We start from the raw sequence: 17,406 nt of genomic DNA on the forward strand, positions 1-17,406 counted from the left end.
GGTTCTTTTACTTCTTCTTTTGTTTCTTCAACTTCTTTTACCGGTTCTTTTACTTCTTCTTTCGCTTCTTCAACTTCTTTTGTTGGTTCTGTCACTTCTTCTTTTTTAACTATATTTTGGATTACCGTTCCGTTAAAACTTATGCTAATTTCATCAGAATCTAAATCAAATTTATACACCTTTTCACCTGGGGTACTCCATTTTATTACTCCGTTATTAAACGTCCCTCCCTCACTTGCCAATTGAATATTTTCAATACTTTCTCCCTCTAAATCATATACAGGAACTTGAATTTCTTCGTTTATTTTTACATCATTTAAAATGATATTTTGTCTTCCCACGTCAATTGTAAACCACTGACCTAATTGTATTAACGGCCTTACATCACGAATCTCATTTCCAGCTAAATTTAAGCTAAATAAGTTTAGCATGGAACCAATAACCGTTACATCTTTAATATGATTGTCCGCAAGATTTAACCACTGTAAATTTTCCAATGAAGATAGTGGTGTTATATCTTCAATTTGATTATGAGATACATTCACATTATTCAATTGTTTCAAGTTTGAGATGAACTCAATATTTTTCAGACCTACTCCTTCTAAAGTGAGTTTTTCTAAGTTCGTCATGTATTCTAAACCTGTTATATCTTTTATCTCATTTCCTTTTTCTTTAAATATCTCTAATTTTTTAATCTGTAATAAATCTTCTTTTGTGATAGGAGCGTTTACATTCTCTCTACCTAAATTCTCTTTATTAATATGTTGTTGTAAAGTTTTATCGAGAATTACATTTTGACTTTCTTTTTGTTTTTCAACTATATTCTGTATAACCGTGCCATTAAATCTTATTTTACTTTCAGTAGAATTAGTATCTAGTTTAAATTCATATATTTTTTCTCCAGGACTATTCCATTTTATAAATCCGTTATTCAGAGTAGCCCCCTCACTTTGTAGATTAATATTTTGAAGTGGCTCTCCTTTAAGGTTGTATACTGGGATTTTTATTTCTTCATCTACACTTGCTTCATTTAAAAAGATTTTTTGTCTTTGAATGTCAATTGAAATTCGCTTACCTAATTCCTCAACAGGCCTTACGTCAAAAATTTCATTTGCTCCAAGATTTATCTCATGTAAATTTGTTAAAGTGCTCAACGGCGATATATCAGAGATATAATTCTCTTCTAAATTCAGCACTTGTAAATTTCCTAATTGAGATAGTGATGATATATCTTTTATTTCACTATCAGAAATTTCTAGTTCAATAAGATTACTCATTTTACTAATAGATTCAACATTATTAATTTTATTGTTCCCTATCCATAATAGTTCCACATTATTTAATCGATCAATTCCCGTAAGATCACTGATTTGATTATTTGCTAAGTATAATTGTTTCATAGTTGATAATGTAAATAATGGCTGGATATCTTTAATGTTATTACCGATTAAATCTAATGTTTTAATTTTTTTCATTTTACTTAATGGTGTAAGATCAGAAATTTTATTATCTCTTAAAAAAAGCATATTAATATTCTCTAACTGCTCAATTGGGTGAATACTTTCAATTGAATTAGACGTTAAATCAACGTACTTCAAACCTCTCAATTTCGAGATGGCTGATATGTCTTTTACATTAGACTCTCGTAACGTCAACTTCTCTAAGTTTGTCATATACTCTAAACCAGTTATTTCAGTTATTCCTTTGCCTGAATAAATGGATAATGTTTTAATTTGTAATAAATCTTTCTTTGTGATTGGCGCATCTACATTATCTCTATTTAAGTTATATTTATTAATATATTTTTGTAATTGCTTATCTAATATTACATTTCCGTTTTCATCTTGTCGCTCCTCTTTATTTTCCTTTTGTTTTTCTGGAACATTGTTCTCTAAATTCAATGTATTTACTTCAAACTGTACTTGGTACTTATTATCATAGGCCATTGTTGGAATATAAACATGCATTCGCATATTATACCTTTTTCCTAATTCCCCTACTTCAAACTGAATCACTTTCGTTCCATTTTTCTTTTTATCTTCTGATATTACTTTCACATCATGAAACACACCTGGAGTATGAATATCCTCTGTTTTCAAGTATTGAAAGAAATCACTATCACTTAATGTTGCTGTTACAATTTTCTTTCCATTCTCAATTGTTAATTTCGGATCCTTTATATAAACAGCTGCCATAGACTCTTCATTCGTTTTATCTTTATACGCTTTAATAACAGCGTCATATGTACCATCTTCTAAACCTTGTCCCGTTTTATTCGTCTCAATTGCTACTGCCGCTAAAGCAGGTGTCGAATACACAGCAAACGGAAGTGATAACGTCGCCGCTATAATCATTGCATTTATACGTTTTCTTTTATTTTGTTTCAACTTTACATCTCCTCCGAAATATATAATTCGAAATGTAATCATTTCTCGAATAAATGATAATGATTTTCATTATCATTGTCAATTAAAAAAATAAAAAGTTTACAAAAAAAGAACCTCTTTAAAAGAGGTTATGCCATTTTCTCACCTGATTCTTCTCTAAAAAAGCTTTTCATCGCATGAAATACGTCTGCTTTTTGCTTTAAAATATAGTATCTAAAGTTTTCATCTTTAATATTTTTATAGGCTGACATGAGTGTACTATGGCGGTTGTACTGGTTCACTTCCCCATACCCAAACATATTACACTTCTTCATTAATTCTTCCACAAGCTTTACACATCTAGCATTATCTGATGTTAAATTATCACCATCTGAAAAATGGAATGGATAAATATTATAGCGATCTGGTGAATATTTATTATCGATTAGCTCGAGTGCTTTTTTGTATACGGAGGAGCAGATTGTTCCACCACTTTCTCCTTTTGAAAAGAATTCTTCTTCTGTAACGACTTTCGCTTCTGTATGATGAGCAATAAATTCAATATCAACTGTTTCATACTTTGTGCGTAAAAATCTTGTCATCCAGAAAAAGAAGCTACGTGCCATATACTTCTCCCACATTCCCATCGATCCACTCGTATCCATCATCGCTAACACAACAGCCTTTGAATCTGGCTTTAATACTTCATTCCAAGTGCGGAACTTTAAATCTTCTTGATGAATTGGATGGAAAGATGCTTTACCACGCATCGCATTTCGTTTATATGCAGATATCATTGTTCGTTTCTTATCGATATTTCCCCACAATCCTGTTTTTCTAATGTCATTAAATTCAACATGTTCAATCCGGTTTTCATCTATTTCTTTTCTCTTTAAATTAGGCAGCTCTAACTCTCTGAAAAACGCCTGCTCTAATTCTAAAATAGAGACTTCAGCTTCATAGTAATCTTCCCCAGCTGCATCTCCTGCTCCTTGCCCTTTTCCTGGCCCTTTTTGTTTTTGACCACCTGATCCATCTCTCGCAACGACATCACCAACTTTGCTGTCACCGTTTCCTTGCCCAACATGTTTATTTTTATCATAATTGTATCTAATCTTATATTCATCTAGAGAACGAATTGGTATTTTTACAACATCCTTGCCATTAGACATAACTATACTTTCTTCTGTTACAAGATCGGGTAAATTATTCTTAATTGCCTCTTGTACTTTTTCTTGATGGCGCTGTTGGTCGTCATATCCTTTGCGATGGAGGGACCAGTTTTCCTGTGAAATCGTATAATTTGGTTGATTTTCTTCGCCCATTCCTTTCCCTCCTTACTGTAATTGTCTTTCTGTATGAACAGCAAGCTACAAATTTTGTTCTGTAATGTGCAAGCTAGAATATTTGAAAGGTAACTGCCCATAGAAAACATCCCATAAACATTTATAACGTTTTTCATACAATACCCCGAGCATCCTAAACAAAATTTTGCCACTCACATAATAGAAAGAAATATTCAGCCACTGATAAGAAAGAAACACAATGCATTGTTGCACATATTTTTACTTTGCAACATATTGTATTGTGTTGGCTTTTTTCGTATGAATGGTTGGTTACTCTATCATATGCATATTGTAAAAATAATTGACAATAAATTCATGAAATTGCATCTTAATTTATTACATTTGGACAAGGTATGACACTTTACACACATATGAACGGATAATAAAACGCTGTCCCGCAAAATACAAGAGACAGCGTTTTGTTATCAAACTATCGGTTTAACAAGCTACCTACATAGCGTAGTAATTCATTTGCTGAAGAAGAATTATAGCCATGCTCATCAATTAAACGTGCAACAACATCATTGATTTTCTTAAGCTGATTTTCGTCCGGTGTTTTCGTTGATGTTGTAATTTTCACTATATCTTTTAAATCAGCAAATAGTTTTTTCTGAATCGCTTCACGAAGACGTTCATGTGAATTATAATCAAAGCGTTTTCCTTTACGGGCATAAGCAGAAATGCGAATTAAAATCTCTTCACGGAATGCTTTCTTAGCATTTTCTGAAATTCCAATTTGCTCTTCAATTGAGCGCATTAATTTTTCATCTGGACTCATTTCTTCCCCTGTTAACGGATCACGTAATTTCGATTTATTGCAGTACGCCTCGACGTTATCTAAGTAATTATCCATAAGCGTCTTAGCTGATTCTTCATATGAATAAACAAACGCTTTTTGTACTTCTTTCTTCGCGATTTCATCGTATTCTTTTCTCGCCAATGAGATGAAATTCATATAACGTTCACGGTCTTCATTACTAATCGATGGATGCTGATCCAGCCCATCTTTTAAAGATCTAAGTACATCTAACGCGTTAATAGATGGTACCTCTTTTCGAATGATTGTAGACGAAATTCGGTTAATGACATAACGAGGATCAATACCCTTCATACCTTCATCTTGATATTCGCGTTGTAATTCTTCTACATCAATCGCATTATAACCTTCTACCGTTTCTCCATCATACAAACGCATCTTTTTAATTAAATCAATATCCGGACGCTTCGGATCTTTTAAACGAGTTAAAATAGTGAACATTGCTGCAACGCGAAGTGTATGTGGTGCAATGTGAACATTCGACACATCACTTTCACGAATCATTTTTTCATAAATATGTTCTTCTTCACTTACTCGTAAATTATAAGGAACTGGCATTACAATAATTCTTGAGTGTAATGCTTCATTTTTCTTATTTGCTATAAATGAGCGATACTCTGTTTCATTCGTATGCGCTACAATTAATTCATCTGCTGAAATAAGCGCAAATCTTCCCGCTTTGAAATTCCCTTCTTGCGTAAGCGATAATAAGTGCCATAAAAACTTCTCATCGCATTTTAACATCTCTTGGAACTCCATCATTCCTCGGTTCGCCTTATTTAATTCTCCATCAAATCGATACGCACGCGGATCTGATTCTGAACCATATTCTGCAATCGTAGAAAAGTCCAGACTACCTGTTAAATCTGCAATATCCTGTGATTTTGGATCAGACGGGCTAAATGTACCAATCCCTGTACGGCGATCTTCAGAGAAGAAAATACGCTCTACAACTACATCCTCAATTCTTGATCCGTATTCTTGCTCTAAACGCATGACATTTAGTGGTGATAAATTCCCTTCAATTCTAACTCCATACTCATCAAAGAAATCATCTCGTAAATGATGTGGAATTAAATGCAGTGGATCCTCATGCATTGGGCATCCTTTAATTGCAAAAATTGCTCCGCGATCTGTTCTTGAATATGTTTCTAATCCTCGTTTCAACATCGTAACTAACGTTGATTTCCCTCCACTAACAGGACCCATTAATAATAAAATTCTTTTTCTAACATCTAATCGTTTTGCAGATGGATGAAAATATTCCTCTACAAGACGTTCTAGAGCATCCTCTAATCCAAAGAGCTGATTACTAAAGAAGTTATACTTTCTTCTACCATCAACTTCTTCAATTCCGGCATCTTTTATCATATTGTAAATGCGAGAGTGTGCTGTTTGAGCCACCCATGGTCTTTCTTTCACAAGCTCCAAATACTCCGCAAACGTACCTTCCCATTGTAAACGTTCTTCTGCTGCTCGATGCTGTTCAATCTTTTTTAGAATATCCATTATAGCTCCTCCCCCATCTCCTTGTTCAATCGGATTATTATAAAAGGTATGCTAGGATGTCCTTAAACATTCTTTAAATCAAAACGAAATATATAATAGCACGCTAAAATTCTCTCCAAAATTCAAAGAAAATTCTGTATAATATAGGTATTAACGTTTTTACACTGCTATTCATTATAAATAAATTCTTTTCTTCTAAGAACCTTACATACATTTTGGGTAATAAATAAAACTCGTGAACCGAAAAAAGTAAGGAGGATATTAGTATGAAATTATTATTAATTTTAGGTGTATCACTCACATTTCTTACCGCTATTTTTACATCCGGTTACAATGACAAACCAGGTACACATAAAAAATGATGTGCTTTTAGCACATCATTTTTTTATGCATTATTTATAATACATATTTTCTATATCATATTTGGATAGTGGTCGGCTATAATAATAACCTTGTACAAGCTTCACATTCTTTTCTTTCAAAAACTGTATTTGCTCCTTTTTTTCTACTCCCTCTGCAATTACATTCAATTCTAAAGTATGAGCTAAATGAATAATTGCAGCTGTAATATTCGTATCACGTTCATCTATATGTATACCTTCCATAAAAGAACGATCAATTTTTAAAGTATCAATTGGATATGTTTTTAAGTAACTTAAAGATGAATAGCCTGTTCCAAAATCATCTAAATGAATCTTTAAATTTTGTTCTTTTAATTGTAGTAACACTCTCTTCGATATATCTTTATGTATAAGAGCTCCTTCTGTAACCTCTATCGCTAATAAATGAGCTGGTACATTGTACTTATTTAAAGCCCGTGTAATCATCTCTATTAATGTAATAGAGCGAAAGTGTCTAGCTGAAATATTAACTGCAATTGGGACCACTTCATATCCTTTATTTAACCATTCGCGCAGTTGCTGACACACTTGATTTACTACCCATTCATCGAGCTTAATAATAAATCCTGTTCTTTCTGCCAACGGAATAAATTGGTTTGGAGAAACAAATCCTAATTCCTTATTCTCCCACCTTATTAAAGCTTCCATACTAGCTATTTTTTTCGTTTCAATATTAATTTGTGGCTGATAATATAAGAAAAACTCATTTTTTTCTATAGCACGATGTAACTGGTTTTCTATTATAAACCTTTGTTCACGCTCACAGTCTAATCCACTACAATAAAAATGATAATGTCCTTTTCCTTTTTCTTTTGCTTTTTCTAAAGCAGCATCGACCCTCTGAAATAGTATTTTTTCATCTTCTCCATCTGCTGGAGCCATTACAATTCCAATTGACGCACTTAAATATACATCATCTTCTTCGATTACAAAATATTCACTAATATTTTTCAGTATGCTTTTTGCAACTTCCTCTACACATTCTTTCGTTATATTTTCTATTAACATAACAAATTGATCATCGTGTTCTCTAAATAAGTGCATACCTTCTATTTTTAGATTGCTTAAACATTCTGTAACTTTTTGTAATACTTTATCTCCCTCTTTATGACCAAATGTATCATTAATACGATGAAACTCATCTAAATCTATAAATACAAGCGCAAAATTTATACTCTCATTTAAAAAAGTATTTAACTTATTTGCACATGAAATTCTATTCATTAATCCCGTTAACTGGTCATAGTAAGCTAAATATTCTGTTCGCATTTCGTTTAATACTTGCCTTGTAACATCTCTCGTAACAATATAAACTCCAACAATTTCACCGTTCACAATAATCGGGATAGTTCTCAAAGAAATATATAGCTCGTACCCTTCTTTATGAATATATTTCTTTGAAACAATTTGTTTTGCTTTTCCTTGCATCGATCCCTTAAATATAATTTGAAAATCTTTTTCATATTCTTTATTAATAAATTCAAAAATAAATTTATTATTTAATTCCTCATACCGGTATCCAAATATTTCATACGTTGCCGGGTTTGCATATGTAACTCTCCCTATAGAATCTATAGATATAATTGAGTCATTATTATATTCCAGTAACGACTTAAATAACATTTGTTTTTCCTCTATCTCTTTCTTCTCCTCAATTTGAGCTGTAATATCTCTTGTAATACAAATAACAAATTGACATATTCCTTCTTCATCGCAGACAGGATTAAGTGAAGATTCATAATGTATCTCACCTTTTGGTAATTTGACTACATCACAAAAGGTGTGTGCTTTCGTTTCTCTCACTACTTTTTCATATTGCCTTTGCAATATCCCCGCTATATCTTTTGGTAATACTTCTGCAAAAGTTTTTCCATAGCACTCTTCGCTTAACCTAGCATAATCCATTCCTATTTTATTCACATACATATATTTAAACGTTTCATCATCAATAACTTTCAATATAAATACTAAATCTTGAATAGCATGTAATAACCCTTGTCTAATTAAATCCATATCTATCATACTTAAAAAGGTATTTTGATTACTATATTCTTCCTTCATACTTATCTCAACCCGTCTTATCTATTTTTAATCATATATCCCATTCTATATGATTATGTCCTCTCTTTTAAATGTATGATTACATATTATTTTTATTTTATAAAAAAAAGTCGCCATATGGCGACTTTTAATAAACGATTTCTAAATCTAATCCAGGGTAATTTTGTTGACGGAATGCTTCATAAATTAAAATTGCTGCTGTATTAGATAAATTTAATGAACGTACTTTATCTGTCATTGGAATACGTAAACAATGATCAAAGTTTTCTTCGATTACATTAGCTGGTAAGCCGTTTGTTTCTCTTCCAAATACAAAATAGTAATCCTTCTCGCGCTTGCTATAGTCAAACGCTGTATGAGCTTTCTCGCCATACTTCGTTAAATAGAAGAATTCACCATCTTTATTTTTTTCATAAAATTCTTCAATTGAATCATAATACGTAATTTTCACGTGCTGCCAATAATCTAATCCGGCACGCTTTAACATTTTATCATCCGTTGAAAATCCAAGCGGTCTAATCAAATGTAATTCTGTTCCAGTTGCTGCACAAGTACGAGCAATATTCCCTGTATTTGCTGGAATTTCTGGCTGATATAAAACAACATGTACTCCCACGCGATATTCACCTCTGTTTTTTGTCTACTACGTATTATACCACTTGAGCGAAAAATCTCTACCCATTAATAATATGAAAGAATTTATATTTCATTTGTGGTGTATATTTACTAGAGTCTTCATAGTTCCAATAACGTCGACGGCTATTCGCTGAATGTGCATTTACAAGCGGCATACCATCTGCATCTTTTGCTACTACAATCGTCGTATGATTCCATCTTCCGTCATCCTCGAAATCATAAGCAATAACATCTCCAAGAATAAGTTCTTCTGGCCTCTCTACCGCCTCTGCTCGAAGTCCTGTTGTAGCACCTGACAAATACCAATAAAAAGAATGTGCAACAGCCCAGCTCCAACTCCACTGATTCTCCCTTTGCCACCATCCTTTACGAATATTAGGATATCCGTTCATAGGTACTTCTCCAGTATGAAGACATTGAGAAATGAAATTCGTACAATTATCAGGGAAATTACGATACATAGGATTTCGGTCATCCCACCAACGCTCTGCATATTTCACTGCCTCTAAACGATTATATTGATAAGAACCGTACTTCTCTTTCGTAATTTCCCTTTCTAATGTCTCACCCATTCTAATTTCTTCTGACACTTCAATATCATAATCGCTTATAATCCGACTATTATTTAAACAAACTCTTCGTTTTAATTGTTCCTCTTCAATATAAAATAATTCTTTATGCCTAATTAAATATTTAAAATGTATTTGATAATCAATTTCTTGATGGTCATTACTATTTAATTGCCTAATGAAAGAAACATCCGCAGTTGCTTTCACTATATGTGCACTACGCCTTTGAAACAATTGTTTCTTTCTCTGTGCCATTTGTAGTAAATCCTCAGCAATACCATCCACGTCTGTTCGTTTCTCTGTGATATATGCTAAAAACTGTTGTACTTGCTTTTCAATATTCATTTTTACAGCCATTTCGTTTCCCTCCCATATTACAATATGAAAAAGGGAAATATTATCTACTCTTTTTTCTGTGCTAACAATTCAAGCCCGCGATTCATTTCATGAAGCACTTCTTCATCTTTCTCACGTTCCATCGCTTTTTCAATCGCTTCGCCTACTCCATCTCCGCCAATTTTCCCAAGTGCCCATGCTGCCGTTCCACGCAATACCGGTCTTGGGTCATCTTTCATAACACCAATTAAATCAGGAATTGCCGATGCTTCTTTAAAATGTGCTAATGCTAAAATCGCATTTCTTTGCAGTGGCTTTTTCCCTCTCCATGACCCTGACATAATCCCATATTTCTCTTTAAAATCACGATTACTAATTGTTAAAAGTGGCGTTAATAATGGTTTAACTAGCTCAGGATCCGGCTCCATCTCAGGATGATTATGAAAATCCATTCCTTTATTTTTCGGACAAACAGTCTGACACGTATCACATCCATATATACGATTTCCTATTTTATCGCGATATTCTTCAGGTAGGAATCCTTTCGTCTGTGTTAAAAACGCAATGCACTTCTTCGAATCTAACTGTCCCCCCTGTATTAAAGCACCTGTAGGACAAATATCGATACATTTCGTACAGCCCCCGCATTGATCTTCTATCGGCTTATCTGGCGGGAATGGAACATTTGTAATCATTTCCCCTAAGTATACGTAAGAACCAAATTCAGGTGTAATAATAGCACAGTTTTTCCCACTCCAGCCAATGCCTGCACGCTCTGATACAGCTCGATCACTTAATTCACCTGTATCAACCATGGACTTCACTTCTATATCTGGAAGTTTTTCAATTAAATATGCTTCTAATTTTTGCAAACGATCTCGTAAAACAAGATGATAATCTTGTCCCCAAGAAGCACGGCAAAAAATTCCACGGCGTTCTCCACGCTTACTTAATGGTGCATTTTTTAATTTTGAAGGATATGCTAAAGCAATCGCAATAATTGATTTAGCACCCGGTAATAAAAGTTGCGGATTCGTTCTCTTCTCTATATCAGGCTCTTCAAATCCAGATTGATAATTTAATTGTTGTTGCTGGATTAAGCGCTGCTTTAATTCCTCAAAAGGAGAAGCACTTGCAAAGCCTATTTTATCTATACCAATTGTTTTACTATACGCAATTACATCTTGCTTTAATTGTTCAAAATCCACTCTTAATCGCCTCCTCAGATGAATCCATCCCTTATGTAACGACTCTATTGGTTAGTAATTCAATTTTGGAATACTATTATTTACTTCTATTTTCGCATGTAATTATATTTTTCAAACATTAAAAAACGCAATGCCTCGTTTATCTCGGAAACGAAACACTGCGTTGATCACAATTTATAGAAAAACATTTAATAAAATTTGGAGCGGGTGAAGAGAATCGAACTCTCGACCAGAGCTTGGAAGGCTCTTGTTTTACCACTAAACTACACCCGCAAATATGAATTACATATAAGATATTAGAATAACTTATGTAAAGTAGTATAGCATGTTAAAAAAATAGAGGCAAGAATTTTATCGAAAAAAGTCGAAAAAGTGATGAGAGACCTCATCACTTTTTCAATTCCTTATCAATTGCCTTCTTCATACTATCGAAATCAGGGTTTGCAAGATTTCCGTTTACATATACTGAAGGAGCACCTTGAACTTTTAATTTTTGAGCACGATCTGAGTCTTTACGTACTTTTTCTGTAATTTCTTTACTGTGTAAATCTTTCTTAAATTGCGCTACATCAACTTTTGGAAGTTTCTCTTTCACAATGCTAAGAAGCAAATCTTCTGTAATCCATTCTTCCGTATCTTTCTTTTGATTTTGATAAATCTCATCATAGAAGATCCAGAATGAATCTTTATCTTGTTTATAAATTGCTTCACCAGCTGCTGCACCTAAATCCGAGTCTTTTCCGATAAATGGGAAGTTAATAAAATATAACTGCACTTTACCTTTATCAATATACTCTTCCTTTAATCGAGGTAATACTGTTACATCCCAAGTACGGCAAGCAGGACATTTGAAATCTCCAAATTCAACTACCTTAACCGGAGCATCATCTTTCCCTAAAGATTGTTGCGTAGAATAAGCAAACATCTCATTCCCTTTATCTTTTTTGTCATTTATGATGCTATACGCAATTGTTCCGATTACAATCAATACTGCGATAGAAAAAACTACCCCAAGAGCCATGAGTTTATTTGATTTCATATACATTCCTCTTTAAATTCATATTCTGTATACAGCATTGTACACAATACACATAATATCAACACTTATATACGTCACGCAATGAACACGCTCACATAAATTACAAAAATACAATATTTGTGACGATATTGTGTCACAAATTGTCACAAATTATTCAAAAAAAGAAGCTCCTCTGTAGGAACTTCTCTTAACTTACTGCTTTTTTACGCGCACTATTTAACATCGACTGCTCTATTTTTATATCATGACGAATTACTAATTTCTCACTAACTGCTTGAACATACTCATCATGGCTTATATAGCCTTCTTTCTCCATTAATCTCAAAACGACATTTCGTCTCTCTACTGCTTTATCATAGTTTTGGGCAGGTGAGTAATAAGCAGGTGCTTTTACTACAGCAGCCATCATCGCACTTTCAGCCACCGTTAATTGGTTCACCTTTTTACCGAAATAAAGGTTTGCTGCTTTTTCAATTCCCCATGCTCCTTCACCATAATAAATGTTACTTACATATAATTTTAAAATTTCATCCTTCGTAAATGTGCGTTCAATTTTTTTCGTATAAAAAATCTCTTTCCACTTACGAGAAAATGTACGTTCATTCGTTAAAAAAGCATTTTTAGATAGCTGCTGTGTAATCGTGCTTCCTCCTTGCACAACACCACCAGCTTTTATATTCTCAACAGACGCCCTGATAATCGCTATATAATCTAAACCGTTATGATGATAAAACCTTTTATCTTCTGTCGCAATAAATGCATGTGTTAATGATTCTGGTACCTCTAACTTAGCCGGTACATGTAATTTACTAATATCACTTTGCTCGATCATTACATTTCCAATGAATAATAACGTACAACTTAACAATAATAATAATATAATGGCTTTATAAAAAAGTTTAGTCATTGGATTTAATGCAACTTTTTGATGATAGTTCACCCTAGATAATACTCGTTCTTTCATCTTGAACACCTCTTTTCCACACAGCGTATAACTCTTACTTTAAGAATACCTTGTTGTAAAAAAATATCCCATCGATTTCTCTTACACGTACCTTACATCATTGTAAGGTATAAAGTGAAACTTTACTCAGCCCTCACCAATCACGTTCCCGGCAAATAGCGGGGTAAAAAAGTATTGTATCACAGTCCTTTTTTATCTACTATTCATCTGAAATATTGAATATAGATTATGTTAATGCACGAATAACCAATCACAGAGTAAGCCTTAAGGCTATTATATTTTCACTTTACACTTTAATTATATCATCTACAAATATATGTACTTTTGAGTATCTAGTAATCTTAATGTATATAACATATACATTATACAGAACAAACGTTCTTGAAATCAATACTAACACTATTATTATTTTGACCTTTTTCTTAAACAATATACAAAAAAGAGTAGTGATTTGAATGTATCTCAAATCAGCCACTCTTTTCTTTACAATCTTCCTATTAAATTATATGGCTGCACTTCCCACGTTTCATACGGAATACAATGTGTTGCTCTCATTGCATCAAGTGTTCTAGATTTCATATGAGGACGCGTTATATACTCATCTATGTTCTCTTCATTTAAAGCAACAAATTTAGCCTCTTGTATTTCTTCAGGTTGAATTTTTATTTCGCCACTCACATATGCTACTTTGAAAACAACAGCCAGAATGTGCATAGAGGCATTATAATAAACCCCGGTAATTCCGATAGGCTTCACCGTTAACCCTGTTTCCTCTTTTATTTCCCTACAGACAGCTTGATCGAGTGCTTCTCCTTCTTCTACCTGTCCTCCTGGCATTTCCCACGTATCAGCTCGCCAGTGTACCTTTGTTAATAACACTTCATTTTTTTCATTTGTTAAATAACCTGCTACGGCAACTATATGCTTTGGTGTCTTATGTTCCATACTAAGCCTCCTAGAAATAATGGTTATTTCATATATCCCTATAAGCATATTCCCTATCTACAACAAAATACCTTTAATAATTCATCACCTTAATTAACTTCATAAAAAAAGCCCCTATTCGTTAAACGAATAGGGGCTTTCATCGTATTACTCTCCTAAGTCTACGTTGTGGTAAACTTGTTGTACATCTTCTAAATCTTCTAATGCATCAACCATTTTCTCAAATTGTACTTGAGCATCTTCAGGAAGTGTAACATCACTTTGTGCAAGCATTGTTAATTCTGCAACTGTAAATTCTTCAACGCCAGCACCTTTAAGTGCAGATTGTACTGAATGGAATTGATCTGGTTCAGCATACACGATAACAGCATCTTCTTCTTCTAGAATGTCACGTGCATCTACATCTGCCTCCATTAAAATTTCAAGAACTTCATCTGATGTTTTACCTTCAAGGCCGATAACAGCTGTCGCATCAAACATGTAAGCTACAGAACCGTTTACACCCATGTTACCACTGTTTTTGCTAAATGCAGCTCGTACATCTGCTGCAGTACGGTTTACGTTATTTGTAAGTGTATCTACAATAACCATAGCTCCATTTGGTCCAAATCCTTCATAACGAAGCTCGTCATAATTTTCCTCTGAACCGCCTTTTGCTTTTTCAACTGCACGATCAATAATTGTTCTTGGTACATTGTATGTTTTCGCACGTTCTAATACGACTCTAAGCGCTTGGTTTGATTCTGGATCTGGCTCGCCTTGTTTTGCCGCCACATAAATTTCACGTCCAAATTTCGCGTATATACGGCTTGTATTTGCATCTTTTGATGCTTTTTTGTCTTTAATATTGTTCCATTTACGGCCCATACTTTCCACTCTCTTTCTCGTTTTAAATCTACATAAAAATATTAATATGAAATATAATGTGTGTTCAACACATTTTTAAAAGAAATATAAAAAGTTCATTTTTGATTCATATTACAGACATAATATAAATCACTATCATTTTGTTCTTTCGACAAGTTATATTATACATGAATTCCTAAGTTTATTACGAATTTTAGCATCACATAATATAATTTAACAAAAAAGACTCTAACATTTCTGTTAGAGTCTTTTTATATTGCTGATAACAATTTCCATAATATTCCTACAATTACTTTCTATTGTTGTATAATTAAAATAGGAAAAAATTCGAAGGGGAAATGGGGGAGAATTATGACACATTCAAACGAAAAAAACACACATACTCTTAAAGGAATAGGAGAAAAGTTAAACCCAACTATCTATCAAGTAAGATTCATGAAATTAGATGAACCAATCCAATTTGAGGCGTTTCCTGAATTGAAGGAATTAGGGGATTGGTTAAGTACTTCAATGCAAATGTGGGCGTGCCACTCAACAATGTATAAGTACAACAGAGAAGAGTTTAAAAAGAAGTTTTTAGAAATTACAAACTTAACCGTTGATAATATACTAATATCTATTGGTGGTGTCGGATTTAACTTCATGTCACCGGGGTGGAGAAATTCTCTCTAGAGTGCTCGAAGGGAATATTGTAGAATACCGCAATTAAAAAGATAAAATTGAATGTTTGTTTTTATCCTTTTAATGTTTCACAGTTTACTCACCGTACACTTTTTGCGCTTATTTTGTCATGTAATGAAAAGAAAACACAAAAAAACTCTATACTAATTGTATAGAGTTTTTTTACGACGTTCATGATACCGATGGTCGGGGTCGAACCGACACTCCCGAAGGAACACGATTTTGAGTCGTGCGCGTCTGCCAATTCCGCCACATCGGCACAAAAGAAAAGGCGGCAACCGGATTTGAACCGGTGATAAAGGTTTTGCAGACCTCTGCCTTACCACTTGGCTATGCCGCCATATTAAATTTTATTGGAGCGGAAGACGGGATTCGAACCCGCGACCCCAACCTTGGCAAGGTTGTATTCTACCACTGAACTACTTCCGCAAAAATGGCTGGGCTAGCTGGATTCGAACCAGCGCATGACGGAGTCAAAGTCCGTTGCCTTACCGCTTGGCTATAGCCCATCGAATTCTTACTTAATTATATGTAAGTATCAATTAAATTATTTGTAATTTTTAAAATAAAAATGGGGCGACTGATGGGAATCGAACCCACGAATGCCGGAGCCACAATCCGGTGCGTTAACCACTTCGCCACAACCGCCATGTTGTGTAAATATATTTGGCAGGGGCAGTAGGAATCGAACCCACACTGGAGGTTTTGGAGACCTCAGTTCTACCTTTAAACTATGCCCCTATGTAAATGGTGGAGGGGGGCAGATTCGAACTGCCGAACCCGAAGGAGCGGATTTACAGTCCGCCGCGTTTAGCCACTTCGCTACCCCTCCGAAACTTACATGGTGCCGGCTAGAGGACTTGAACCCCCAACCTACTGATTACAAGTCAGTTGCTCTACCAATTGAGCTAAGCCGGCGTATTTTATTAAAATAAATGGTGGCTCGGGACGGAATCGAACCGCCGACACGAGGATTTTCAGTCCTCTGCTCTACCGACTGAGCTACCGAGCCTTATTAAAATGGCGGTCCCGACCGGGGTCGAACCGGCGATCTCCTGCGTGACAGGCAGGCATGTTAACCACTACACCACGGGACCATTTGGTTGCGGGGACAGGATTTGAACCTGCGACCTTCGGGTTATGAGCCCGACGAGCTACCGTGCTGCTCCACCCCGCGATAATACTATTCATATAAAATTTATATGGTGGAGGATGACGGGATCGAACCGCCGACCCCCTGCTTGTAAGGCAGGTGCTCTCCCAGCTGAGCTAATCCTCCAAAGTGGTGACCCGTACGGGATTCGAACCCGTGTTACCGCCGTGAAAGGGCGGTGTCTTAACCACTTGACCAACGGGCCAAATATTATAAATCCTATGGCGGAGAGCAAGGGATTCGAACCCTTGATACGCTTGTGACGTATACACGATTTCCAATCGTGCTCCTTCGGCCAACTCGGACAGCTCTCCAATGGCTCCGCAGGTAGGAATCGAACCTACGACCGATCGGTTAACAGCCGATAGCTCTACCGCTGAGCTACTGCGGAATAATATTGCCTGGCAACGTCCTACTCTCACAGGGACAAGGTCCCAACTACCATCGGCGCTAGAGAGCTTAACTTCCGTGTTCGGTATGGGAACGGGTGTGACCTCTCTGCCATCAT

12 protein-coding genes, 16 tRNA genes and 1 rRNA gene are annotated in these 17,406 nt (G+C 34.8%); 1 reads left to right on the plus strand and 28 read right to left on the minus strand.

The genetic code is table 11. The annotated features are described in order from the left end of the window. The 12 genes from MR170_RS25650 to MR170_RS25705 all read right to left on the minus strand — a co-directional run. Positions 1-2,387, minus strand: a 2,387-nt coding sequence (locus tag MR170_RS25650) for a leucine-rich repeat domain-containing protein (protein ID WP_242309899.1), incomplete at its 3' end; no start/stop codon positions are given. Between the two features lie 128 nt (positions 2,388-2,515). Beyond that, positions 2,516-3,691, minus strand: a complete 1,176-nt coding sequence (gene yhbH, locus MR170_RS25655; RefSeq protein ID WP_000503516.1) for a sporulation protein YhbH — start codon at positions 3,689-3,691, stop codon at positions 2,516-2,518. A gap of 451 nt (positions 3,692-4,142) precedes the next feature. Beyond that, the gene (locus tag MR170_RS25660) at positions 4,143-6,038 is read right to left on the minus strand and encodes a PrkA family serine protein kinase (protein WP_000353273.1); all 1,896 of its coding nucleotides are present in this window, start codon (positions 6,036-6,038) and stop codon (positions 4,143-4,145) included. Positions 6,039-6,430: 392 nt separating this feature from the next. Continuing rightward, positions 6,431-8,500, minus strand: a complete 2,070-nt coding sequence (locus MR170_RS25665) for a sensor domain-containing protein (protein ID WP_050842522.1) — start codon at positions 8,498-8,500, stop codon at positions 6,431-6,433. Positions 8,501-8,627: 127 nt separating this feature from the next. Beyond that, complete coding sequence (trmL, locus tag MR170_RS25670) at positions 8,628-9,116, minus strand: tRNA (uridine(34)/cytosine(34)/5-carboxymethylaminomethyluridine(34)-2'-O)-methyltransferase TrmL (RefSeq protein WP_000538147.1); 489 nt, start codon at positions 9,114-9,116, stop codon at positions 8,628-8,630. Positions 9,117-9,174: 58 nt separating this feature from the next. Continuing rightward, a complete protein-coding gene (locus MR170_RS25675; RefSeq protein WP_242309902.1) occupies positions 9,175-10,062 on the minus strand; it encodes an amidase domain-containing protein in 888 nt (295 codons plus the stop codon). 44 nt (positions 10,063-10,106) lie between these two features. Next, a complete protein-coding gene (gene queG, locus MR170_RS25680; RefSeq protein ID WP_000345209.1) occupies positions 10,107-11,249 on the minus strand; it encodes a tRNA epoxyqueuosine(34) reductase QueG in 1,143 nt (380 codons plus the stop codon). A gap of 199 nt (positions 11,250-11,448) precedes the next feature. Beyond that, positions 11,449-11,522, minus strand: a tRNA-Gly gene (locus MR170_RS25685). Positions 11,523-11,637: 115 nt separating this feature from the next. Beyond that, positions 11,638-12,288, minus strand: a complete 651-nt coding sequence (locus MR170_RS25690) for a DsbA family protein (RefSeq protein ID WP_016083611.1) — start codon at positions 12,286-12,288, stop codon at positions 11,638-11,640. A 187-nt stretch (positions 12,289-12,475) separates the two neighbouring features. Continuing rightward, positions 12,476-13,252: a transglycosylase domain-containing protein gene (locus MR170_RS25695; protein ID WP_016083612.1), complete on the minus strand. Its 777-nt coding sequence runs from the start codon at positions 13,250-13,252 to the stop codon at positions 12,476-12,478. Between the two features lie 483 nt (positions 13,253-13,735). Continuing rightward, positions 13,736-14,197, minus strand: a complete 462-nt coding sequence (locus tag MR170_RS25700) for an NUDIX hydrolase (protein WP_000400462.1) — start codon at positions 14,195-14,197, stop codon at positions 13,736-13,738. A 147-nt stretch (positions 14,198-14,344) separates the two neighbouring features. Next, the gene (locus tag MR170_RS25705; RefSeq protein WP_000532949.1) at positions 14,345-15,064 is read right to left on the minus strand and encodes a YebC/PmpR family DNA-binding transcriptional regulator; all 720 of its coding nucleotides are present in this window, start codon (positions 15,062-15,064) and stop codon (positions 14,345-14,347) included. Between the two features lie 351 nt (positions 15,065-15,415). On the opposite strand from MR170_RS25705, the gene MR170_RS25710 reads away from it, so the two are divergent. After that, on the plus strand, positions 15,416-15,736 hold the full coding sequence (locus MR170_RS25710; protein ID WP_029441515.1) for a DUF3884 family protein: 321 nt from the start codon (positions 15,416-15,418) through the stop codon (positions 15,734-15,736). Positions 15,737-15,922: 186 nt separating this feature from the next. On the opposite strand, the gene MR170_RS25715 is transcribed toward MR170_RS25710, so the two are convergent. The 16 genes from MR170_RS25715 to rrf form a co-directional block, all read right to left on the minus strand. Further along, positions 15,923-16,004: transfer RNA gene (locus MR170_RS25715), tRNA-Leu, on the minus strand. Between the two features lie 10 nt (positions 16,005-16,014). Continuing rightward, a tRNA-Cys gene (locus MR170_RS25720) sits at positions 16,015-16,085 on the minus strand. 14 nt (positions 16,086-16,099) lie between these two features. Further along, positions 16,100-16,174: transfer RNA gene (locus MR170_RS25725), tRNA-Gly, on the minus strand. Positions 16,175-16,179: 5 nt separating this feature from the next. Continuing rightward, positions 16,180-16,254 (minus strand) — tRNA-Gln (locus tag MR170_RS25730). A 63-nt stretch (positions 16,255-16,317) separates the two neighbouring features. Continuing rightward, positions 16,318-16,393 (minus strand) — tRNA-His (locus MR170_RS25735). A gap of 19 nt (positions 16,394-16,412) precedes the next feature. Further along, positions 16,413-16,486 (minus strand) — tRNA-Trp (locus MR170_RS25740). A gap of 7 nt (positions 16,487-16,493) precedes the next feature. Further along, a tRNA-Tyr gene (locus MR170_RS25745) sits at positions 16,494-16,577 on the minus strand. Between the two features lie 10 nt (positions 16,578-16,587). Further along, positions 16,588-16,663 (minus strand) — tRNA-Thr (locus tag MR170_RS25750). Between the two features lie 18 nt (positions 16,664-16,681). Continuing rightward, positions 16,682-16,757, minus strand: a tRNA-Phe gene (locus MR170_RS25755). Between the two features lie 9 nt (positions 16,758-16,766). Then, a tRNA-Asp gene (locus tag MR170_RS25760) sits at positions 16,767-16,842 on the minus strand. Positions 16,843-16,845: 3 nt separating this feature from the next. Then, positions 16,846-16,922: transfer RNA gene (locus MR170_RS25765), tRNA-Met, on the minus strand. Between the two features lie 26 nt (positions 16,923-16,948). Continuing rightward, a tRNA-Val gene (locus MR170_RS25770) sits at positions 16,949-17,024 on the minus strand. A 4-nt stretch (positions 17,025-17,028) separates the two neighbouring features. Beyond that, a tRNA-Glu gene (locus MR170_RS25775) sits at positions 17,029-17,103 on the minus strand. A gap of 17 nt (positions 17,104-17,120) precedes the next feature. Continuing rightward, positions 17,121-17,212: transfer RNA gene (locus MR170_RS25780), tRNA-Ser, on the minus strand. A 2-nt stretch (positions 17,213-17,214) separates the two neighbouring features. Next, a tRNA-Asn gene (locus MR170_RS25785) sits at positions 17,215-17,289 on the minus strand. Positions 17,290-17,297: 8 nt separating this feature from the next. Next, positions 17,298-17,406, minus strand: a 5S ribosomal RNA gene (gene rrf, locus MR170_RS25790); the annotation flags it as partial.

The organism is Bacillus cereus group sp. BfR-BA-01524 (genome assembly GCF_022662595.1).
In the GTDB taxonomy this organism is placed as follows: Bacteria; Bacillota; Bacilli; order Bacillales; family Bacillaceae_G; genus Bacillus_A; species Bacillus_A thuringiensis_S.